This window comes from Lysobacter gummosus (genome assembly GCF_001442805.1).
GTDB lineage: Bacteria > Pseudomonadota > Gammaproteobacteria > Xanthomonadales > Xanthomonadaceae > Lysobacter > Lysobacter gummosus.
Window position 1 is genome coordinate 5436325 of record NZ_CP011131.1, and the last position, 21525, is coordinate 5457849.

At 57.2% G+C, this 21525-nt stretch carries 18 protein-coding genes; 11 read left to right on the top strand and 7 right to left on the bottom strand.

Annotated features, from left to right (window positions below; genetic code table 11):
- The first annotated feature begins 414 nt into the window (after nt 1-414).
- Nucleotides 415-858 carry a hypothetical protein gene (locus tag LG3211_RS22045; protein ID WP_148649085.1) on the top strand — a complete coding sequence of 148 codons (444 nt, stop codon included), beginning with the start codon at nt 415-417 and terminating at the stop codon, nt 856-858.
- Nucleotides 859-1268: 410 nt separating this feature from the next.
- Here the strand turns inward: LG3211_RS22045 and pqqB are convergent, their stop codons facing one another.
- From pqqB to LG3211_RS22060, 3 genes are all read right to left on the bottom strand, one after another.
- The gene (gene pqqB / locus LG3211_RS22050; protein ID WP_057945675.1) at nt 1269-2201 is read right to left on the bottom strand and encodes a pyrroloquinoline quinone biosynthesis protein PqqB; all 933 of its coding nucleotides are present in this window, start codon (nt 2199-2201) and stop codon (nt 1269-1271) included.
- 237 nt (nt 2202-2438) lie between these two features.
- Complete coding sequence (locus tag LG3211_RS25150; protein WP_148649086.1) at nt 2439-7202, bottom strand: autotransporter outer membrane beta-barrel domain-containing protein; 4764 nt, start codon at nt 7200-7202, stop codon at nt 2439-2441.
- 827 nt (nt 7203-8029) lie between these two features.
- Nucleotides 8030-10348, bottom strand: coding sequence for a membrane-bound PQQ-dependent dehydrogenase, glucose/quinate/shikimate family (locus LG3211_RS22060; RefSeq protein WP_057945676.1), 2319 nt, complete (start codon nt 10346-10348; stop codon nt 8030-8032).
- 198 nt (nt 10349-10546) lie between these two features.
- Here LG3211_RS22060 and LG3211_RS26055 point away from each other — a divergent pair, with 198 nt between their 5' ends.
- Nucleotides 10547-11212 (top strand): hypothetical protein, encoded by a 666-nt coding sequence (locus LG3211_RS26055; RefSeq protein ID WP_148649087.1) that lies wholly within the window; start codon nt 10547-10549, stop codon nt 11210-11212.
- Nucleotides 11213-11248: 36 nt separating this feature from the next.
- Here LG3211_RS26055 and LG3211_RS22065 read toward each other — a convergent pair.
- The 4 genes from LG3211_RS22065 to LG3211_RS26060 form a co-directional block, all read right to left on the bottom strand.
- A protein-coding gene (locus LG3211_RS22065; RefSeq protein WP_425479922.1) for an IS3 family transposase occupies nt 11249-12384 on the bottom strand; the annotation gives its coding sequence in 2 pieces (ribosomal slippage) (nt 11249-12120 and nt 12120-12384; 1137 coding nt in all).
- 686 nt (nt 12385-13070) lie between these two features.
- Nucleotides 13071-13424 (bottom strand): helix-turn-helix domain-containing protein, encoded by a 354-nt coding sequence (locus LG3211_RS27595; RefSeq protein WP_083512755.1) that lies wholly within the window; start codon nt 13422-13424, stop codon nt 13071-13073.
- 248 nt (nt 13425-13672) lie between these two features.
- Nucleotides 13673-14287, bottom strand: coding sequence for a response regulator (locus LG3211_RS22080; RefSeq protein ID WP_237049905.1), 615 nt, complete (start codon nt 14285-14287; stop codon nt 13673-13675).
- A gap of 331 nt (nt 14288-14618) precedes the next feature.
- Complete coding sequence (locus LG3211_RS26060; protein ID WP_148649089.1) at nt 14619-15008, bottom strand: hypothetical protein; 390 nt, start codon at nt 15006-15008, stop codon at nt 14619-14621.
- Between the two features lie 36 nt (nt 15009-15044).
- Here LG3211_RS26060 and LG3211_RS22085 point away from each other — a divergent pair, with 36 nt between their 5' ends.
- Genes LG3211_RS22085 through LG3211_RS25160 form a run of 9 tightly spaced genes read left to right on the top strand, consistent with a single transcriptional unit; the run spans nt 15045 to nt 21386 of the window.
- Entirely contained in the window at nt 15045-15785 is a 741-nt protein-coding gene (locus LG3211_RS22085; protein ID WP_057944714.1) for a TrbJ/VirB5 family protein, read from the top strand.
- Between the two features lie 41 nt (nt 15786-15826).
- A complete protein-coding gene (locus tag LG3211_RS22090) occupies nt 15827-16945 on the top strand; it encodes a TrbL/VirB6 family protein (protein WP_057944715.1) in 1119 nt (372 codons plus the stop codon).
- A gap of 30 nt (nt 16946-16975) precedes the next feature.
- Nucleotides 16976-17473, top strand: coding sequence for a DUF4189 domain-containing protein (locus LG3211_RS27600; RefSeq protein WP_425479985.1), 498 nt, complete (start codon nt 16976-16978; stop codon nt 17471-17473).
- A gap of 42 nt (nt 17474-17515) precedes the next feature.
- Entirely contained in the window at nt 17516-18049 is a 534-nt protein-coding gene (locus LG3211_RS26065) for a hypothetical protein (RefSeq protein WP_148649090.1), read from the top strand.
- A gap of 40 nt (nt 18050-18089) precedes the next feature.
- Nucleotides 18090-18719 (top strand): hypothetical protein, encoded by a 630-nt coding sequence (locus LG3211_RS22100; RefSeq protein WP_148649091.1) that lies wholly within the window; start codon nt 18090-18092, stop codon nt 18717-18719.
- Nucleotides 18716-20080, top strand: a complete 1365-nt coding sequence (locus tag LG3211_RS22105; protein WP_057944718.1) for an XVIPCD domain-containing protein — start codon at nt 18716-18718, stop codon at nt 20078-20080. Before LG3211_RS22100 ends, LG3211_RS22105 begins: the two co-directional genes overlap by 4 nt.
- 60 nt (nt 20081-20140) lie before the next feature.
- A complete protein-coding gene (locus tag LG3211_RS22110) occupies nt 20141-20800 on the top strand; it encodes a hypothetical protein (RefSeq protein WP_148649092.1) in 660 nt (219 codons plus the stop codon).
- Complete coding sequence (locus tag LG3211_RS22115; protein WP_057944720.1) at nt 20794-21129, top strand: hypothetical protein; 336 nt, start codon at nt 20794-20796, stop codon at nt 21127-21129. The genes LG3211_RS22110 and LG3211_RS22115 overlap by 7 nt, the downstream gene beginning before the upstream one ends.
- Nucleotides 21126-21386, top strand: a complete 261-nt coding sequence (locus tag LG3211_RS25160; RefSeq protein ID WP_222837546.1) for a carbon storage regulator — start codon at nt 21126-21128, stop codon at nt 21384-21386. The genes LG3211_RS22115 and LG3211_RS25160 overlap by 4 nt, the downstream gene beginning before the upstream one ends.
- Nucleotides 21387-21525: the final 139 nt, after the last annotated feature.

Consider the following 21525-nt stretch of genomic DNA (forward strand, 5'->3'; position numbering starts at 1 on the left):
TGCGAGACTTCACTGAAGCCACGCTGACGCCCCTGCCGCTTGATGCCGCTCCGGCTTCGGCCTCATGCAAAAGGCCTGTGATCCGTCCCTCTTAGAGACACATCTTCACACGCAAGCTCTTGCCGCTTGGGATTTCGGTTTCCGTTCGCCGCACGACTCATAACCGTTTAACCAGGAGGAACCCGTCAGCATGGATTTTGAATGAGCTGAACAAAGCGAGCACGCATGGGCATACCGGAAGCTTGATCGCCGAGGCTCTCGATTCCTGGCCAATAGGCATGTCGGCTTTTGGTGAAGTCTCATAGAATTTGGATATCTAATCCGAGGTTTCGGATGCCAGCCCTTGTCCATGGAACGATCGTCACTGCACGCTCGGTGTGATATCAATCGAAGACCCTTAAGAGAAGGCACTTCATGGACGCTTCAATAGTCACGGCTTTAGCCGCACTGGGGGGATCCCTATTAGGTGGCTTAACAACATTTGCTTCGACATGGTTGAGCCATCGTTACGAGCAGAGACGAGAGCGAATTTCGTTAGAGATCACGAAGCGGGAGACGCTGTACGGAAATTTCATCGATGAAGCGACGCGCCTGGAAATGGACGCATTCGAACATGATGTCGTAAGCCTTTCCTCAACATCCCAGCTGCTTTCGCTTCTTAACCGAATTCGCTTGATCGCCTCTGATGAGGTAGTCGAGACAGCGGAAGCAGCCGTCGATCAAATTGCCCGCATCTACATGGCCGATAACAAAACGCTCCGAGAGCTGTACGCAGATCGGCAGCAATCTGAAAAATCTCAAAGTATTTTTAATAGCTTTGGGCAGGCCTGCCGAAAGGAATTGCAGATGTGGAAGTGATCGAAATCCAAGAGGATCGGAATCCTCTCCATATCTCCGGACATCCGCCCTTCCGCGGACTAATAGCTATACGCCCCAACTGCTTGCTCCGAGGTAATCGGTATTTCGAAGCGCTGTGCCAGTGGCGGCCGAACGTCATTGGCGAATTGGCGATGGCCGTCACCACGCCGGACACTGCCAGTAGCGACGGATCGAAAGCTGCTAGTCAGGAAGCGGGCGTCGCATATCCATATGCCACTGAGTTGGAATATGGCACTCCGCAACCCCCGTTCAATGTATCGCCATCCGCCGCAGGCGATGGTCGGGAGTCAACACACCCAGCATGGAAGATCTAGTCAAATTCCGACTCTCGTTTACCCTGCTCTCGCAACACCGCTTGGTCGGGCGATGCAGTTCAGCGGCACTGATGCTCATAGGCTTAGCTCCATGCCGTCCTCGGCTACGTTCCAGCCTTGCGCACGGGCTTGAGCGTGCTCAGGCGAGGCTTCGTCCAGGACCGGATTGGTGGTGTTGAGATGGATGAAGAATTTGCACTCCACGTCGAGATCGGCGAACGCGGCGAGGGCACCGGCATCATCGTCGCCGTTGCCACCGGCAATGCTCATATGGCCCATGCGCGCGCCGGTCTTGCCGCTGACGCCGGCGCGCTGCATTTCGTCGTCACGCCATAGGGTCCCGTCAAAGAACAACAGCGAGGCGCCGCGCAAGCGTTCACGCAAGGCCGGCGACAGTGCCGCGCAGCCGGGAATGTAGTAGAAGCGCTCACGGCCATCGGAAATTTCCAGGCCGACCGTTTCTTCATCGCTTCCCCGAAGATCGCCGCTCTCTCGCGACTCCATGAACAACGGCACCTTGCCCGGCACGCTGAAAGCGGTGACGCACAGACCGAGCGGCGAATCGTGGCCGGCGATATGCAGCGGCGCATCCAGACTCAACGCCCGACGGGTGACGTAATCGGAGTGAAGCGAATCGAAGATCGGGTTCTGGCTCAACACGTCCAGCACGCGGGCACTTGCCCACAAGTCGAAGCGCTGGCGTTCGCGCATTGATAAGAGACCGGCGATGTGATCGATCTCACCGCTGGTCAGCAACACCGCTTCGATCGGCGAATGGCGCAGATCGCGCTGCGGCCACAGCGGTGGCAGGGCGAGGATCTGCTGACGGAAATCAGGCGATGCGTTGATCAGCAGCCAACGTTCGCCATCGGCGCTGACCGCGATGCTCGCCTGGCTGCGGCGCTTATGCCCGGGCTCCTGACGCCAGGCGCGCTGACTGCTGGAAGTGTTGCAGTTCCACTGCGGATAGCCGCCGCCAGCCGCTGCACCGAGCACGAGGATGCGCATCATCGTGGCAACGGACAGACGCAAGAAAAATATTTGCGTGACTTTCCGCGTAACCCCAGTGATTTATCTAAATTTTTGTACTGCTCAATTGTGCTCATATACGATCAACTTCGGCAGTTTTCGGGATCTCGTTGCTACGTCGAGGCTTATGAAGCGTCACTCGCATGAATACTCGTGCGGCCGTGTCAAGCAAAGGACGCAGATTGACGCTCACTCTGCAGTCCTGCGCTGCGAGCCTCACCAGCTATACTTGGTTCCAATAAGGCCGCCTATGTCACGGTAGTCTCCGCTACCCGTTTCCGCGGAGGCTTGGCCCCAACCAGTCCAGCCGCCCCCCAGTTGCAACTGCACGCCGAGTTTGAGCTGGTAGCGATCGCGCGGCAGAGCTGTACGTACACGGTCACGGTTGAAAGCAATCTCGGCGCTGCTTGATTGGTTCCACCAGTTCAAAGTTGCAAACGGCTGGACGCGATTGCCGGTGTCGCCCATCGCATGACCGTACAGACGCAAGCCGAGACGCGTGGTCAGCCCTCCCGACTTTGTATCATCGATGTGCGTGCCACCGGTTTCCGTGAAGGATTCCATGTCGAAATCGGAATAGATCAGCTGCCCCTGCGGCTCAAGAAACAACGCACTGCGGCCGTTGCTCCGCAAGCGGAAGGAGTAACCGGCTTCGATCGAGACAGTCGAACCACTGCTGTCGTAGCTCTCGCGCGCCAAGCCCAGGCCCTCCACACGGTTATCGAAGCGCGCGTACTGCAGCCATCCATCCATATACAAGCCGGTGGATTCGACCGGGTCGGCGAACCAAGTCGCATACAGCCCCAACGCGCGGCCATCGACCTTGCCCTTGGCGAAATAGCCGGTCAGTAACGAGCGCACGTGGTTGTTCGCCTGCCCAATGGCCAGCATGGCGCCGAACTGACCACGTCCACGCTCACCCCAGCGCGCTAAGTCCGAGCCGACCTGCAGACCGGAGCTATCGCTATTGGTGTCGAGCTGATCGACAGACGTGTAGTCGGCCTGCTCGCGCCAGGTGCGCACCCATGCCGAGCTCAACGCATCGCCCTCGCGCATGCGCTCGGCCAGATTCGGCTCGCCCAAGCGATCATGCAGGCTATGGCGAAACAGTCCCTCTGCTGCGGACTGGTTCGCCAGATAGGCGCCAACTTCCGGACGCACAATTCGCTCAGGCGGCTCGGGCTTGGGCGGCACGGGCTTGGGCGGCACGACCACATAGGAACGTAGATACCAATCACCGTCGGCAGGCGTGGCAATGCCCCCCTTTTGCAGTAGGTATTCGTAGGCACCCGCCACAGCTCGACCACTCAGCAGGAACCGCGCGTCGGAGGTTCCGCCGACTTGCACCACTTTGATGCCTTCCACTGTCTGCGCACCTAGCCCGCCAGCGTTTGTCACTTGAAGGCTGCTGGCTCCCGACGAGTTGCCCATGATTCGCACAAGATCAGTGGGAGATTGATCGTCTCCCAGCTTCGTGTTGATAAGAAACCTACCGCCGTCTCCGACATAGTTACCTGCAATGGTGAGCCTCTTGAATCCCGTCGCCGGATCGTATACTCCGAAGTCTACCGAACTGTTTCTGTTGACCAATTCGCTGACATTCGAGCTCGCTTTCATTTCCCACAGCGACGCAGCGTCCAGCGTGACAGAGCTCCGCCCGCCATCCTCAGTCAGCGCGCGACCAACAAGACTCGCTTGTTGCGCGTAGATCTCCAATTGCGCGCTCGAACCGGTGAATAGGGCGCCAGCCCCGCCTTCGATCCGGCCACCGGTCACATTGACCTTGGCCGTTCCAGATTCGGCTTGGATGCCCCAACCCGACGCAGACGCAATCCGAGCGCCTACGAGTGAGAATGAGGACACTCCCTGAGCAGCCGCTAGATTCCGGATGCCCGCACCTGAAGTCACTGAAAGGGTAGACCGGTTCAACAGCACCCGCCCTCCCGCGGCATTGTTCTCAATGCCGTTCCCTTGGCCATCCACAATGATGTTTCCGTCGTTAAATGCAGCCCCCTTGGCATCCTCGCTCAAGACCACCCCGTGCGCAGAGCCGGCCGCTTGAACGCGCGCTATTCCGGCCCCCGTTTCCAGCCATGCTTGATTGCGGACACGAATCGCAGCATCGCCGTCCAGAGTCGTTATGCTGGCTCCCGCGTTAAAGTCCGTGCTGGAAGCCGCCCCATCCAACAGCAGTCCGGTACCGTTCTGCACCAAGACGGAGCCCCCTCCTTGCAGCACCCCTCCATCGCGCACGGTAATTCCTACGCCATCGGCTAGCTGAGTGGTTCCGCGATGCACCAACACCCCGCTCGCCTGCGCGATAAATCCCCGCGCGTCTTTCGAGTCTGCGATGACTTGGCCGGAAAACTCCAACCTGGACGGAAACATTTCGCTGCTGGGCTGACCGGACAACTCATATTTACGGCCATCCACCAAGCCCGCAATGGCCCTATCCGCGGCGAGGCGCGCCTCGGTGTCGGCACCAATGATTCCTGTCGCTCCACCATCAATTTTCAAGAGGGTCGCACCGGAACCCGACGCCACGAGACGCGCTCCGGCGATATCTACACGGGCTTCGGATCCTGAGCCCTGAATTGCAGTTGCGGCAACGCCAGACGCAGAAATTTGCTGTCCTGCGCTAGTAGAGAAGGCTGCGCCATTTTCTACACGGAGCAGGGTCGAGCGGGAGGTATTGACGTCTAAGGCACCACCCCGCCCCTCAATACGCGAGCCTTTGCCATACACAAAATACCCGATCTGATCGCTGCAACTGGCTGGGCAGGCGGTGGAATCTCCGGCTTCGATGAACTTCACGGCAGCGCTGGGCCCAATACTTACCAACCCACCATTTCTTGCATGAACGCCGATTGCTCCGCGGCCCGCGAGCAAGATATCTCCTTCGAGCAAAGCGTTTGCCGAACTACCATCTATCCATGCGCCGTAGTTCCGCACACCGCTAGCAGGATCGGCGGTTCCGTTTACCTCGATACGACTGCCAGCGCTGGAAACAGCCGAAGCCGATGCATTTGCAGAAAGAACCTTCAGCCCCACTCCGTTGATGCCGTTTACGCGGATGATCCCGTCATTTGCAATCACGGTGGACCCATTGTCCTGTGCAAGCAGGCCGAGGTTTTCCAAAGGCGCTGATCTAGATGCGCCATTAATGATTATCTCTCCACGATTTCGCAGTTGCGCCTGCGCGTTGGAACCGACCGCTCCCATGCCAATGGCGTTTTCGGTCTTCGTGCCGATAACGATGGCGCCCTCGTTAATGGCAGTCCCGCCCGCGCTTGCATCGAGATAAATGCCCCGTTGCATCACATGGTTGCTTGTATCGGAGACTGCCTCGGGCATGGCGGGGCTGTACTGCGCCGCCCGCCCAATATAAATGAGTCCTTCAGCTTCATTTATAAATGAAGATCCACTGCCGGCAATAAGCGCGCCGTTGATGGCTCCCGTCTTGGCGCCATTGTTAACACCAACGTTCACGACACCCCGGTTAGTCGTCGCCCCGCCGTTCCGCGTCAAGACGCCATACTGATCAGGAGCCGTTTCCGGGGCATAGTCGAAGCCGGCGACATTAATGATCCCTCGATTCTCGAAAGCGGATCCATTCCCATCAACGGTCACGGCGAAGCCCTCAACGTAAGCCCCACCGTGCGTACCCGCCGTCGTCGTGTCGTGCTCATTATCCGCGTAATATCCCGCGGAAATCGCTCCATTATTCTGCGCAGAGCCACCGCTGGAAATTTCCAGACTCGAGAAATGACCCGACAGTTGCCCCTCCGCCTCAATAACGACCCGCCCTCCATTGGCCGAAGCCACCCGCGCGCCTCGCTGATCAATCTGCGCGCCGTTTTCAATGACGCCCAACGCCCCGACCCCATCGACATACATCGAATAATTGATGCCGCCAGCGACCGTTATTTCGTCCCCGGGATCGATATCGAAGCTGAAGCTTGCATTCTGGGTTGTATAACTTACCGCTTGTGCGAAGGCCGAATCATACGCAGCCTGCGAATTCAGCCGCCCGTCCTCAAGCGCCGCGATCAAGAGATCATTGTAGTTCTTGAGATCGCTTACGTTATTTACCGTGTAGGCCCTACCATCAAATCCCGCAAAAGTACCCGCATACGTTGGAATTGACATAGGGACTGTTCTTGTCGTCGCCCCCGAAGCCGCTGTGATCACATCCGCAGCCAAGATTCGGTTTCGGGAGGCCCAGCGAACGGCACTTCCATCTCCGGCCGCCCTTGTTAGCTGCGTTTGTTTCAGCGCGAGGTCAAGCGAGTTCTCAGCCGCAGATGGCGCAAGCGCTCGATTGCCAATATCAACAACCAGCGTTCCTCCCTGCGCCGTCCCTAAACGAGCGTCAACATATTGCTGATCACCGACATTAACGTATTTGCTGGTGGCCGCATTCTGCAATGCGCCCCAATCGGCAGAGCTAATCGCCGCAGAGTCATAGGTAGCGACTACAATCCGCCCCCCGGTAATGGGATCGGGAGTGCTAACACCTTTCCCTTTCCCTCCGAGCAGAAGCCTTTCCTTTCCGCTGGCGGACGCGTCGAGCTCACCCAAAGTGAAGTTGCGCTGCCCTCGGTCCCCCGCAGATATGTCCTGCGCATTTCCAATCAGCGTTACCCGATCTCCTTGATCGACGTAGGCGCCTCCCACTCGCTGATCGTTATCGACGGGGTTGTATCCCGAGGGGATGGAGCATGTCCCACCATTAAGAACCACATCCCCACCGTTGCCCCCATCTGTCGTAGCACATTGCGAGGCCAATGCCGGTGGAACGGCCAAAACGGCCACGCTGACAAGACCTACCATGGGTAGAGTCTTCAGTGCGCCGCTCAGCAGTATTTCCCGACAAGCAACATAGAGGCTGTATCGAGAAAGCTCTTTAGCGGGGTAGTGAGCCTTTAATTTCATGATGTGTTCTAAATTACGTTCCAAAACTCGTTCCAAAATTTCCAAAGGATTTTTCTTACCAGCCACTCAAAGCGGTGGCCGAAGGCGATCCGGCGATGCTGTATGGGCGCTATTTCGGCCGGGGTGGGGGGGGGGGCGATGTTCGCCGTGGATTCCTTTCGCTGAAGTAGGTTCAACGCTAAGCGGTCAAAGCCACTTGAGCGCAACGCACGGCGCCTACAGAAACATATCCGCCTGAATTCATTAGAAATCAATTGCCATCAATCATCGATTAACCTCCGATTCGATGAGGATCCCGCGGATGTTGCGACAGCGGAATCGGGCGTGTTCAGAACAAATCGCCGGAGGAGTACGAGTTGATTTCTTAGGCGGCTGAATGAAATGATGTACACAGCGATTTCGCGGACCTGAGGCTTGGACCAAGTTTTCATAAGCGTTCTTCGTGCCGGGAAGCGCCCCATGCATTGAGGTCGCGCGCGCTGAATACGGTGATTAACAACAAGCCTCCGCGCGACGTGATCAACAGAAACTCCTGAGCGCGACCCATTTGGGCCTTCAGCATCTTTGAAATCACCAGTGATTCGGTGCCTCTGCGTCAATATTCACCCACGAATTACCAGATCACCTTAAGTCACCAAACCCAGAAGAAGCGCTAGCTTCTTCTGGGCATTGCCTTTGTCCTTGTGGAGGTAAAACTCGCGCGCACGAAAGCCGCGCGACGGACAATAATCCGCTCAGCCTCGCCCACGACGCCTGCCCATACAGCAGCTATTGCCTTTTGACACCGGGATGTCGATGCACTGATACGATCCGCTAGGACTATGGTTGAACTTAATATCTCGCTCAGCCTGAGCTGGCTTTATGCCTTCACATTAGAGCGAGAATGCGATGACATAGTCCCCCATCGTGGGCGAATGTGCAGCGCCTCCGGCTGAGATCAGTACATACTGCTTCCCATCAATCGGCGACACATACGTCATCGGTGTGGCGCTGCTGCCGACCGGAAGCTCTCCTTTCCATAGCTCCTGGCCGGTCTCGGCATCGAATGCCCGCAGATAGTTGTCCTGGCCACCGGCGAAGAACACCAATCCGCCCGCCGTTGTCATGGTTCCAGCATAGGTGGGAGACCCCATTCGCATCGGCAACCCAAGCGCAATTCCCATTGGCCCGAGATTCTTCGCCGTGTCTGCTGGGCCTTGCCATACAACCTTCCGCGTTTTCAGATCGATGGCAGAGATTGTCCCAAAAGGAGGCTGCGAGCATGGGACACCAAACGGCGACATCCAATGTGAGGTAACTTCACCATATGGCGTACCCTCCATCGCAGCAACGCCGTGTCCATCGAGAGTTGGTTTGTGAGTTTTTACATACTCGTTGAATTCGTCACGCAACATCAGTCGATTCAAGCCGGCAATCCGAATATCGTTCACAAAGATGCGACTGTTGACAGGGTCATAAGAGGCCGACCCCCAGTTCATACCGCCCATCGCACTCGGGTACTGGATTCTTGAGGTGAGCCCGGGCAGCGTGAATTCACCGTCATAACGCCTCTTGCGAAAATCGATCCTGCACCAGAGCTGATCGAAGCTTGTCATCCCCCACGCAGATGCCTCTGTCAGCGCCCCCCCTCCAATCGTTGGCATGCCAACTGAATAAGGTTGCGTTGGGGATGGCAACTCATCGGATACATGCCCTGTCTGGGGAACTGGTTTCTCCTCAACCCTAGTGATGGGTTGTCCGGTTCGACGGTCGAATGCAAATATCTGCCCTCGTTTTGTCAACTGGATCACCGAAGGCACCATTTCGCCCTTGTCGTTCGGCATGTCAACCAGGGCCGGTTGAGACGGAAGATCGTAATCCCAAAGATCCGTATGCACGGTTTGGAACTTCCATCGTTCACGACCTGACTCAATATCGAGTGCCACAAGGGCGGAGTTATAGCTCTCCGAATGTGGAGGGCGGCCCGTACTGAAATAATCGGGCGTCGCATTGCCAAGCGGCAAAAATATTAGACCCAGTTTGTCATCAAACGCTGCGTGGCTCCACATATTGGGAGTGCCGAGTGTATAGGTCTGCCCATCCTGCGGTTCGCGAGTGGTTTGTGGATTCCCGAGATCCCAAGCCCATACTACGGCCCCGGTGCGCACATCGAAGGCTCGAATCACACCGGAAGGCTCGCCCCGATGTTGATTATCGGAGACCCAGCCGCCGACCACAATTAGATTCCGCGCGACCAAAGGCGCCGATGTTTGGTAGTAAAGTAGATTTTGGCTCTGGCCCACCCGATCACTCAGATTAACAAATCCGTTCTCGCCAAAACCAGTGCAACGAGCACCCGTCGTTGCGTCAATTTCATGCAGCCGAGCATCGATCGTCGTCGCAATGATTCGGTCCGCACACTGCGAGCCCTTCGCGGCATCTGGATCGCGAAAAAAACTAACGCCACGGCAACGGGCTACCGAATTCGGCCTCACGCCGGGATCTGAGATCCACTTATTCTTTCCCGTAGTCGCGTCGATTGCATGGATGACATTCTGCGGCGTACAGGAATAGATCGTGTTGTCGATCTGCAGGGGCGTATTCTGGTCAGAGGCCCACCCTCCGGGATCGAGCGGCCGCCCCGTCCGATACGTCCATGCGATTTTGAGATTACGGACGTTATCCCGATTTATCTGGTTGAACGGCCCGTAGCGTGTCCCTTCGACCGTTCGGCCATATGCCGCCCAGTTGTCGGGCGCATTACTCACTTGAGCGATCTTGAACGACGGATCACGCTCGCCAATCACTTCTTGGAATGGCTTAAACGAAAACCCAAAAAATGCAAGAAATGTCACCACTGCTGCAGCAAGCACCCCTAGGGAGCCGAATCGCGGCGCGGGCCTAAGGAAAGCGACAACCCCTAAAGATATGATCAAGAACCCGAGTGGTGTGAGGACTCGAGGAAACAGGCCCCAATAATTAAGACCAACCTCCCACAGCGCCCAACAAATCGTCAAAAGGAACGTTGCAGCAAGCACGACAGAGGCTCTTACGTCAGCCTTAAAATGTAGAAAAGCGGCCAGCAGCAACAACAAACCAAATATAAAGTAATATAGAGAGCCACCAGCCAATGCCAGCTCAGCCCCCTCGTAAGTAAAGAAGATGCCAGATATCGCAAGAATTAAAGAATATGCAATCGTTACTATCTTCATTTTTGACATCCCCATTGGCATCAACCTCTTTTCCGTTCAAGAATAAATCGCGACACAGCGCAACTCCTCGGCCAACCCATGCGCCACGACCCACCGCAAACAATTGGCATCTTCTTTCGCGCCCCCAACGTCATCGGATTCAATTTCCCTACGGTTCAATCGAGATGTCCCAATAGATTCACAACGGAGCCAATACCTGTGAGCAAAGCGCGGTGCGATGCGCGCCGCATCTCCTGCGGACGTCCACAGGAGGCGAAGCATTTCGCGTGCCTCTCTCCGCACGACCCGGATCTCCGTTCCCATCCGCCTATCCAGTACGTCCCAGGCCGTAGCAATCGAACCTTTCCTGGGAATGCCAAGGAAGCCGACTGCTCCACAGATGGCCGCTTGATTTTCGGGCGAGCTTTCCAGGTGCAGACGGGCAACGACTCCAGCCATTGCGCGCAAGCCAACGCAACACCTTACAAAGGAACAAAGCCCGGCATCGAGCCGGACCTTCGATTCAGAGTGATTTGGCGACAAGGCATGACCGAGCATCGCGATGACTTGCGCGTCCGACTTAGTTCGGCGCAGCACCTGCCAGGGGTACTACTCACTCTCCACTCGCCAATGCATGAATTATCGAAAGCTGCCGACGAGCGCCTGTTATCTTTCGCCCTGCAAAAGGAAGCACGCAACGCACTTTACGTTTTGTCCACTTCACCGCGAATCAACGGAACAATCAATCACAATCTTGGCAAGTCGCGGGCGGAGTCGGGATTGAGCCAGCACCTATTAGCGAAGCTCGGCGTCACACCCCCTCCTGCGAACACCTATAGGAAGTGGAGCATTGCATGCGGCTCCATTCCCGCTGCCGATCCTTGACTGGCCTGCGTTAACTGGTCCAGAAGTAAAGTTAGTTTAAGCGGCTAAACGTGGATGTGCACTTGCGGTGGCAAGCATGAAGGCCTCGGGCGCTGGTGGTCTGTAGTTCAAGGCGCTGTGCGGTCGCACCGTGTTGTAGTGGCGTCGCCATTGTTCGATCACGACCTGGGCCTCGCGTAGGGTGTAGAAGATCTCACCGTTAAGCAGCTCATCGCGGAATTTCCCGTTGAATGACTCGCAGTAGCCGTTCTCCCACGGGCTACCCGGCTCGATATACATCGTCTTGGAGCCCACCGCGGCCAGCCAACGGCGCAGGTTGTGGGCCACCATCTCAGGCCCATTATCCGAACGCAAATGCTCAGGGATACCGTGTTCGAGCATCGCGTCGGCCAGCACGTCGATGACGTCGTTGCTGCGGATTTGTCGGGCTACGTACAAAGCCAGACACTTGCGCGTGTACTCATCGATCAACACCAAGATCTTCAGCACGCGCCCATCGTGGGTCCGTTCCATCACGAAATCCCAGCTCCACACGTGATGAGGGTGCTCCGGCCGCAGCCGAAGGCAGCTGCCATCGGCGAGCCAGAGCCGACCGCGCTTAGGCTGTTTGGTCGGCGCCTTCAATCCTTCGCGCTTCCAGATACGCTCGACGCGGGATCGACTCGCCGACCCGCCTTGCGCTCTCACCAAGGCATGCACGCGTCGATAACCGTAGCGGCCGTACTGACTAGCCAACGCGATCACCGCCTGCGTGAGCGAAGACTCATCGCTGCGTGGCTGCGAAACATAGCGAACCGACGAGCGGGTGACGTGCAACGCCCGACAAATCCGTCGCTGTGCGTAGCCCAGATGCGCGTGCACATGGGCCACCGCTTGACGACGACGCATCGGGCTTAGAAGTTTCCCTTGCTGACCTCGCGCAGAATCTGATTATCGATCACCGCGTCCGACAAGGCTCGGCGTAGCCGCGCATTCTCCGTCTCCAGATCCTTCAGACGCTTGGCCTGGTCTACCTTCAAACCTCCGTATTCCTTGCGCCAACGGAAGTAGGTCTGCTCGGTCACACCCAACTGACGACTGATCTCCGCGATCGTGCGGCCTTGCGCCGACAGCACTTCGGCCTCTCGCAGCTTGTGGATGATCTCTTCGGAACTAAAGCGCTTCTTGGGCATGGTCCAAATCTCCTTGGTCATAGTTTATGAACAATCGAGCTGGATCAGTTTTTTCAGGTCAGGTCATCCCAACGATCCATGGTTCCTCCAAAGGTTTTGTCCCCAATGGGGATGATGGGGATCGGTGTCGCACAGGGTGAGACTCGCCCGGGCATCGTCGCACAGCGCGGCGGCGCGGGCGACCGAACGGGCGAATGAGGGTCGTTGCGCGTGTCCCTGGCGGCGGCTACGCCGAAGTGTGGAGTTACCAGGATTTCGTGGACACCCGCTGATATCCGCACTGTTAGCTGAAGTAATTCAGGTGTCTGCGCACAAGGCGCAAGGCCAAGCTAGGTCAGCATGTGAGCGGGCCGACGCGCATCAGGTTGAGCGTGGCGTCCAATTGACGCTCGGAATCCTGTGCATTGCTCGCGTGAACCATCGCGTGCGATTTCCCGTTCGACGCCGAATCGAGCGAAAAGATCTACCGCGATGATGTCAGCGCGATTGAGTTCGAAACGGTGGATCGAGCGCGCCGGGCAGTGTCCACGAAATCCTGGTAACTCCAGTGGAAGCTCGCGGACATAACGCACATCTACGCGAAGTGCGGCCCCTCCCCAGCCACAATGGCCAATCATCGGCAACGCTCCGCGATGGGCCGGAGCTGTCGCCGAGCCGATCGACAAGGCCAGGCTTGGGCGCGATGACTACTCCATCGCGGGCTGCCGCTCGCGCTGCTGCTCGCGTCGCAAGATTGCGCGGACTTCAGCCATCGCTGGGATCAACTCACCGGCCTCGCAGTCAAGCGCCGAAGCAAGCTTCAGCAGAGTTAACACTGTAGGCGCCGTCCTACCGTTCTCGATTAGACCCAGTTGCGATCGGTCCATGGGAATCCCGTAGGCCAAGTCGTCCTGAGTAATTCCTTTCAGCAGACGCACCTGCTTAATTCGAGCACCTAAGAGCTTCAGCACCGGCGATGTGATCCTACGCCGGCCAGGTCCTTTTGACGATGTCGAAGGCGGTTTCTTGCGAAGGTGGGCGAGAGTCAATGGCTTCGTCATAGCCTTAAGGTAGGTCGATGCGGGTCAAAACGCCGCTGGTCATGCCCCGCTGTGTTCTGACCATCCGTGTTTAGACCCGGCTGGCTAAAACCCTGATGGCTAAAACCCGCATGGCGCAAACACTCCTGGTCAAACACCGTGCGGCTAAAACCTGTCTGGCTCAATGCGTGCGGTTCTAAGCCGGCTTGTCTCGGCGAAACCGTCGTGCCACGGTTCAACCTAACGCTGATTGCTCTAACTCAGCCATGCTAATCCGGAGGCACCACACCAAGAGCGTGAGCCAAATGCAGCAGATCTGCGTCGCTGCGAACCCCCAATCTTTCGAACAGGCGCTGTCGGTGTGTCCGCACGGATGACTCTGCCAAGCCCGTCGCCGCGGCTACTTCGGCGATCGAAAGGCGCCTGATGGTAAGCATCGCCACTTGCAGCTGGCGCGGAGAGAGGCGGTCGAAAGGCGTCTTACCGGGCAGCCTTACTACCCCAAGTACTTCGTCCCAGTACCGACGTCCCGCCGCAACTTCTCTAATGGCACGGACGACCTTGCTGCCGTCGTGGCCGCCTTTTGTAACGTATCCCAACGCACCCGCTCCGATGAGTTGGCGCGGGATGGGACCGTGATCTATGGCTGAAAGAACCAGTATTTTTAGCTCATTGTTGCCGCGCAGAAGAAGATGCGTCACCTGTAAGCCATCGATGTCAGGCAAGTCGTAGTCGCAGACGACGACATCGACTTCCACGCGTGAAATTGCGCCAATGGCTTCCCGTCCACTTGCTGCGTCACCCGTCACGACCATGTCCGCCTCTGCTTCGATCAGCAGATGGAGCGCATGACGAACAAGGAAATGATCGTCAATCAAGAACACACGGATCAATGTACGCCTCCTGGCAGATACTCCTTTTGTGGGTGCGACTAAGCCCGTCACGTTTAGAGTTAGCAATACAAATCTTTTGATGCATCGAGGCAACGAATTATGTTTGTAGACAGGCGTCCACACGCTGTAGACAAATGTCTACAACGAACCGAATCGACAGCAAATCGCGCATCGATTTCCCCAGTTCCTTGCAGAACAAAAAGCACACATATCTGCGCACAACCGATGGCCTATTTGGTCACGGCGAGCCGCTTGTAGACACATGTCCACAGGAAAATCAGACTTTCCCTACAGAAATCGACGAAAGTCTCAGTAACACTTGTCAGGCTCGCAAACGCGAGTTAACAACGCTGGCCACGGAGGGGCCGATATGGCGAAGGCACGCGATCAAAGTGTTCATCAAGTTCAGCCAGGTCAGATATCGCGCCGCATACCGTCGCGAATGATCAATGCTCGGCGTGCGCAGACTGGCCTGACGGCGCATCTCATCCTCGACGGCGTGTGCGCGTGGCGCGTAGGTAATAAAACGATCGCTTACGAGGCTTTGACTAATTGCCCTGCCGGCAGGCTGTTGACGAAGACATTCGTGATCGGTCGCCGTCGTCCAGCAGCAGTGGTGGTTGACGCGATCGCCGAGCGGCATCGGCAGTTGACTGAAGCTCAAATCGAGAAGTAGCAAAGCCGCGGCACAGTGGCCAAACAACTTATTCATTGACAACGTTTCGTTCAAAAACACCATGGAGTCGGTATGAAGAATCGCAGCAGAGTGAATTGTTGCTCCGTCAGGGGGGCTGCAGTTGTCACCGCGATCGCGTGCGCTCTGGTCGCCGGCCAAGCCAATGCGCAGTGGATAGTAAATGACCCAAAGAACACCATTGAGAGCATTAAGCAGTTGCAGGAGATGAAGCGCTCCTACGACAAGCTCAACGATCAGTACAAAGAACTTCAGAAGCAGTACAACCAGCAACTGGTTGGCGGCATGTCGTACTTCGGCCGCGACGGCGTCAAAGTCAAGCTTGATCGGCGGCCGCTCGGTTACGGCATAGCCGAGCGCTGCACCGATATGAAGAACCCAGGCCCCAAGCAAAAGGAACTCTGCACTGCCCTTGTGCAGACCCAGAACCGACAGTTCAACGCCATGGTGGACCTGCAGGAACTGAGCGAAGCGCGGGAGGGCGAACTCAAGGACATCTACAGCGAACGGTCGGGCATCAAGCCCGAAGAGGCGGGGCGCCTTCAGGCGAACAACAACCGCCTTTTGTCCTTTCAGGCTCGAAACCAAGTGGACGTCCAGAACGCCCAGAATCTGCTGGAAGCCTACGGCGGACAGGTCAGAGTGCTTGAAGCCGAGCATTCGAGAGCCGCGCAGGCCGTCATCGGGGGTGAGCACTCTGGTAGCAAGCTCGACATCAAGCGTCTTGGTCAGGGTGCGATGCGCGCTGCTGCGCTGAAGGCAGCCTTTGAAGTCGCGAAGCGGCGAGAACGCTGATCTAGCGGAATGGACTCCCTTACCTCACTGGACTTGACGCTATGTTCGATTTGCAATCGGTTGGCTTGAACGAAGCCCTTGGCTCCCTACTGCGTGCTGGCATCCCGGATGGTGTGGACAGCCTCGGCTTCTTCGCGCTATTCAAGGATTTCCTCGACGGCGAGATAGCCGAATACTCTCGCAATCTTTTACGACGGGTGGGCACGCTCGGCGCACTCGCCGTCACTCCCATTGTCACCCTCTGGATCATTTACCAAGGGTTCCTTCGCGTCACCGGACGCTCTCATGAATCCATGGCAGCACTGCAGGCGGATGCAACGAGGATTGTTCTGATCACGTTAGTCGCCGGGTTCGTGGGGGGCTTTCAACCGACGATTTACAAGACGATGACGGACGGCATCAGCCAGACGATCAACTGGACGATCAGCGGTCAAGACGAAACCACCGTCTACAACGACATCGATCAGGCGCTGGCGATCATGCAGCTGGCGACCAGCAGCATTGATCTGCTCGACGTCGGCGACAATCAGGTCGCGATCAAGAAGCGGGATGACGCAAGCCTGATGGCGGGGCTCGGCGTCGGTGGCCCGGCGATTACGGCAGGGTGCCTCCTCATCCTAAACAAGTTCGTTATGGCCCTCCTCCTAGGCACAGGCCCGTTCTTCATCCTCTGCCTGATTTTCAAGCAGACGGAAGGACTCTTCAAAGGTTGGTTCAATGCGTTGCTGGGAACGCTCATGTCTATGGCGTTCCTCAGCGTAGCGGTGACCCTTGCGATGGACATCACACTTGCACTTGCGGGTGCCTTCTGGGCGACAGAGGGGCTATCAAAGCTGCTGGGCATGGGCACTGCCTCGGAGGGCATCAACAGCGTCGTTCAGATGCAGGGAATTCTCGGCCTCATTCTGACCATGCTGATCCTCAGCGCGCCGCCCGCGGCAGCGATGTTGTTCAGGGGACTTCTCGCAAACTTCAATCCGTACTCGCAAATCGGCGCCGGTGGCGCTAGGGGTAGCGACCGCGCGCCACCTCAAGGTCATCCTCAGTATCCTGGACCACAAGCTGCGCCGGCCTCCGTCCCTAACCACTCATCGCGTACCACTCCCACCGGCACCCCTATCGCAGACGAGACGACAAGAACTGTCCGGCAGCGCGACTAGTTAAATATTTGGATGAAACTCATGAACAGAATGACTCTGACACTGACGCTGTTGGCTCTGTTTCCTCTGCAAGTGTTCGCCCAAAGAGGATGCCCCGAGGGCTACTACGAACAAAACTCACCGGGTTTGAACTCTTGCATTCCCATCCCCGAGGGAGAGCAATCCCCGCCTCCAGGACCGAAATGGGTCAAGACGTGGGGGGCAATCGCGGTACAAGCCGGCGGGGGAGCCATCGGCGTATCGAAGAACCAGCTAACCAAGTCCAAGGCGAAGAAGGAAGCCCTGGAATTGTGCCGAGAGGACGGAGTAACTGGCTGCAAAATTGTGCTCGCGTACAACCACCAATGTGCGGCCATTGCTGGAATCGCAAAGCCGGTGAAGGGTGAGTTGTCATACCGAGGCTATGCGAGGGGGCCTGACCTAGAGGGCACCGGCCGCGACGCCTTGTTGAGTTGTGAATCAAGCAACCCTGGAAAGTCATGCGAGGTCTTCTACTCCGCTTGCACGACGCCCATTCTTCAGCGATGAGCGGCGGTAGAAATCTTTGCAGATCATTTCCAAGGAACCGGCATGAACCGCAATGCTCTTAATCCGGATGTTCACGTATGGCTCGGCGACGAGAAAGCCATTGAGACGTCAGCCATCGCTGCGCCCCTTGCAATGATTCTCTCAATTGCCACTCTGGTAGTTGCAGTGAAGTTACAGATGAGTGGGATGGTGACCGTAGCGTGGATTGCCGCAGCAGCTTCATTGGCGTCCCACGTTTGGTTCGCCCTATTGCGGACTCGGCTGGTGGTAGCTCTTTACCAGTACTTGTTCGTTCGATGGGGAAACACCCGCCTCGAAGCGATAGGGCCGGTTCGTCGTCGCGCCCGTGCTCTAGCCATAGGCGCCGCTGGCTCATGGACAGTTGCCGTTATGCAGGGGCTGACGCTGATTTCCCTTAACTTGGCTTATACCTACCCCGAAATCATCCCCGTTTACGCCGTGGTACTAGCGTTATCGTGCGCCTATTCGACCGGGTTCATTTACTCACGCAAGGCGTTGATCGAGGAGGTTTTGCAGCTGCGCGATGTTGCGCCGGCATGCGAAGCCCGTCTCTAGATTGCGCCCCCAAAATAAGCGCCGATCACGGATGAAAGACATGAAAAAACGACTGATCACCATGGCCGCAACGCTCATCTGCGCAATGCTCGCGACGAGTGGGTGCTCAAGCAAATCTGGAACCAAGATGCCCACGTACAAACAGAATCCAAACCCCACTCAAGTCTTCGACTTGACCATCACGACCGACAAAGCGCCGGGTCCTTTCTCAGTCGCGGCGGCGTTCATGCAATACGACATCACCAATATGGACTGCCTACCACCAGCTGAATCCTTCTCAGGTGTTCAAACGACTCCTATTTCAACGCTGCTTCCGGTTGCTCTAACGAAGACCGGAGACAGCACGTACCATTGCCAATTTGCATTGGACGGGTTAGTCGATGGCGACTATTTCGGGCATGGGGTTTGCCATTTCAAGCCAATAGTGGCTAGCGTTCGGTTCCAGGCCACTGGGGCTGCATCAGATACACGTTTCCGCGCGACGCTTTATGCGGAGGATCTAGCCACGCAGCCGCAGTTAACGACTTATTACTGGCGCGGCGGCTACCCGAGGGATAAAAAAATCGAGGGATACCCCGATAACGGATCAGCCGGTCCGGATGGTTTCAAAGAGTCGCTCCGCGACGATTTGTTCAGCATCACCATGACCGCCAAGATGGTGCAACCATGACCATGACCATGACGACGCAGCAGTACGCAAACCTCGCGCAGGACGCTTATCGTAGTCCAGACCTCAGTAAGTCTGAAGATAAGTATCCGGTTATAGATGGCGTGCGATACGCCATCCTGGCCCACGTCGATAAAGAGTCCGGATACCAAGGGACGGTCTATCAGCGGCTAGACACGAAAGAGATCATCGTCGCCCATCGTGGCAGCGAGTTCGACAATCAGCCTTTCGAGGATGGGCTGATTGCTGATGGCGGCATGGTCGCAAAGCGAGCAAATGCTCAGGCAGCTGATGCGCTTGAATTCACAAAATCCGCAATTGATATGGCCAAGGCCCATCAAGATCGTTTCGGAGGACCGGAACCCCAAGTCACGGTTACCGGCCACTCCCTAGGCGGCTGTCTCGCCCAGATCACTGCCGCGAAGCTAAATTTAAACGGCGAGACCTTCAATCCCTACGGCGCGGCCGATCTCGGCTACCGCATACCCGAGGGCGGAAATCAGATCGTCAACCACGTCATGGCCGGCGACGTAGTCAGCGCGGCGAGCAAGCACTTCGGAAAAGTGCAGATGTACGCCGAGCCCGTCGAGTTGAACGGAATGAAGGCGGCGGGCTACGACGACAACGGCAGTCAGTGGGACATCAGAAATCCGGTCAAGGCGGCTGTCACCGGGGGCGACTCTCATCGGATGCATCATTTCCTCGACACCGATGGCAACGGTCGGCCGGACCGATCGATACTCGCGCAACCGCAGGCGCGTGAACTCGCCGATAAGCATCGGCCCATGTTCGACAAATACAGAGGCGACATCGAAAGTATCCGAGGCGGGGTCTCTGTCGGTGCTTCTAGCCTGCGCGGTGTTCAGGGCGTGGCGGACGAGATCGGCAGGCTCCTTCCAGACAAGCCTGCGGAGAGTCCCTTCAAGGACGCGCACGGCTATTTACCGTCGGGCGGCGACCGTCCACATGATCCACGCCAGCCAGGACATCCCGATCACAAGATGCACGACACCATCAATTCAGGCGTGCAAGCGATCTACGCGCGGCAGGGCATGAGCTTCGACGAATCAGGTGATCGCACTGTCGCCGCCTCCCTTGCCAGCGCCAAGCAGAGCGGTCTGCAGCGCGCTGACCACGTAGTCCCAGGAAACGCAGCTAAATCCGGCGTTGATATCTTTGTTGTCGAGGGCGATCTGCAAGACCCCGCCCATAAAAGGGTACAGGTCAACACTGCAGTAGCGGCGCAGATCCCGGTCGACGCGTCATTTCAGCAGGTCGGCGCTGTCAACAAGCGCCAGGGCGCAGTCGCTGTAGAAGAACCATCACAAGAACAGGCGCGCACGTCCGCACCGCGCACAGCCTAACCGTTTCCTTCAATCCGACCTCAGCCGCACCGCCCCGACAGGGGCGGACAGGAGAGCTTTGTGTCCCGACTTGAGTCACCGGCGTATATGCGTCCCTTGCTGCCGAATTGGTTACGCCGGCTTTTTATTCCTGAGCCAAACAGAACCGCGCAGTACGCTGCTGGTCGTTACGAGGCTGCATTCGTTGCGGCTCAGGCGCGATCTATACTTTGGGGACTGCGTCCGCCCGCGATGGAGCCATTGCCAGTGCGGTATGCGTCGCCGAGCGCCATTGCGGCCGTTCGATGGCAGCTACATCGCTCTATCGGCCACCTTAGCGAGGACGTTGTCGCGACGCAGCGCTTTGGCATCACTGCGGCGGTTCGAACGATGTTGGAGGCGGAATTGAAGGTGCCGCTGGCCTTTACGCTCGGCTACGTTCGTCAGAACGGGCAGCGGTTGTGTTACACGCCGATAGAGGGGCTTGAGCAGATGTTGCGTACCGGCATCGCGCAGGGAGCGCGCGTGAGCCTCCACGCTTGGCTCACCTTGCCGAGTCACGAAGTCATCGACCTTAGCTTCTGGGCATTGTTCCCGGACTCAAGTTGCGCGGAAGAGCGCGAGATGCGAAGTCTGTTTACTCACCCCGATCAGATGCTGGGACGGTCGTACTGCCCGCAGTGGATCGGTGACGGGTTCGTTCGTGGGATCGGCGTCCTGAAGGAGTACGAGGGATGGTGACCATGCCCTTTGTGATATTTCAAGTTGTCTACCGCGGTTCGTTGAACTGGCGCGTAGCAGTCGATGGCGTGGAGAACTACGTGCCGTTCGCCACGCGTGAGGCATGCATAGCCGCCGCCACGGCGCGTGCGCGCCACCATCACCTGACCTATGGGGTAGCAGCCGAAGTATGGGCGCCACGAATCGGTGGAGAGAATGAATGCGTTGTGCGCTTCATGACACCCGACGACCTCGATGATCTGCTGCGGTGGTCTGATGCGAGCATCCAGATTAGGGACGCTTGTGAGGATTACGTTCTGCAGTCTCCTACCCTGTGGCAGGCGCGATGATGCTGGTGCTATCGCGCGTTCCGGTGGAAGCACTTTTGATCGGCGAAGAGATCGAAGTCCGGGTACTGCGGGTGTTCCGCGGCGAGGTCCGCTTCGGCCTGACGGCGCCGCATCACGTTGCCATCCTGCGTTCGGAACTGCTCGATCGGCACGCCGATCACCCCTCACGTAATCCAAAGCACAAAAGTCTTCCGCCAGCCGACGAAGCCCTCCGTTGCAAAGCGGTAACTGCGGTGGAGGACTCTACCCGCAAATGATTCTTCAGTGTATTCAGAAACTAGCTGATCTCACGGTTGGAGACCGTTGCATGTCACAATACTTGTAGGAAATTATCTCGGATAAGGCGTGGGAAGCGCTTGGTTCGCAATCGTTTCAGCTGCAACCGCTGATCGCCAA

Coding starts and splice junctions, on each gene's coding strand:
- LG3211_RS22045 (WP_148649085.1), top strand. CDS start 415: ATGGACGCTTCAATAGTCACGGCTTTAGCCGCACTGGGGGGATCCCTA.
- pqqB (WP_057945675.1), bottom strand. CDS start 2,201: ATGCGCATCCTCGTGCTCGGTGCAGCGGCTGGCGGCGGCTATCCGCAG.
- LG3211_RS22060 (WP_057945676.1), bottom strand. CDS start 10,348: ATGAAGATAGTAACGATTGCATATTCTTTAATTCTTGCGATATCTGGC.
- LG3211_RS27595 (WP_083512755.1), bottom strand. CDS start 13,424: ATGACGAAGCCATTGACTCTCGCCCACCTTCGCAAGAAACCGCCTTCG.
- LG3211_RS26060 (WP_148649089.1), bottom strand. CDS start 15,008: ATGAATAAGTTGTTTGGCCACTGTGCCGCGGCTTTGCTACTTCTCGAT.
- LG3211_RS22085 (WP_057944714.1), top strand. CDS start 15,045: ATGAAGAATCGCAGCAGAGTGAATTGTTGCTCCGTCAGGGGGGCTGCA.
- LG3211_RS22090 (WP_057944715.1), top strand. CDS start 15,827: ATGTTCGATTTGCAATCGGTTGGCTTGAACGAAGCCCTTGGCTCCCTA.
- LG3211_RS27600 (WP_425479985.1), top strand. CDS start 16,976: ATGACTCTGACACTGACGCTGTTGGCTCTGTTTCCTCTGCAAGTGTTC.
- LG3211_RS26065 (WP_148649090.1), top strand. CDS start 17,516: ATGAACCGCAATGCTCTTAATCCGGATGTTCACGTATGGCTCGGCGAC.
- LG3211_RS22100 (WP_148649091.1), top strand. CDS start 18,090: ATGAAAAAACGACTGATCACCATGGCCGCAACGCTCATCTGCGCAATG.
- LG3211_RS22105 (WP_057944718.1), top strand. CDS start 18,716: ATGACCATGACCATGACGACGCAGCAGTACGCAAACCTCGCGCAGGAC.
- LG3211_RS22115 (WP_057944720.1), top strand. CDS start 20,794: ATGGTGACCATGCCCTTTGTGATATTTCAAGTTGTCTACCGCGGTTCG.
- LG3211_RS25160 (WP_222837546.1), top strand. CDS start 21,126: ATGATGCTGGTGCTATCGCGCGTTCCGGTGGAAGCACTTTTGATCGGC.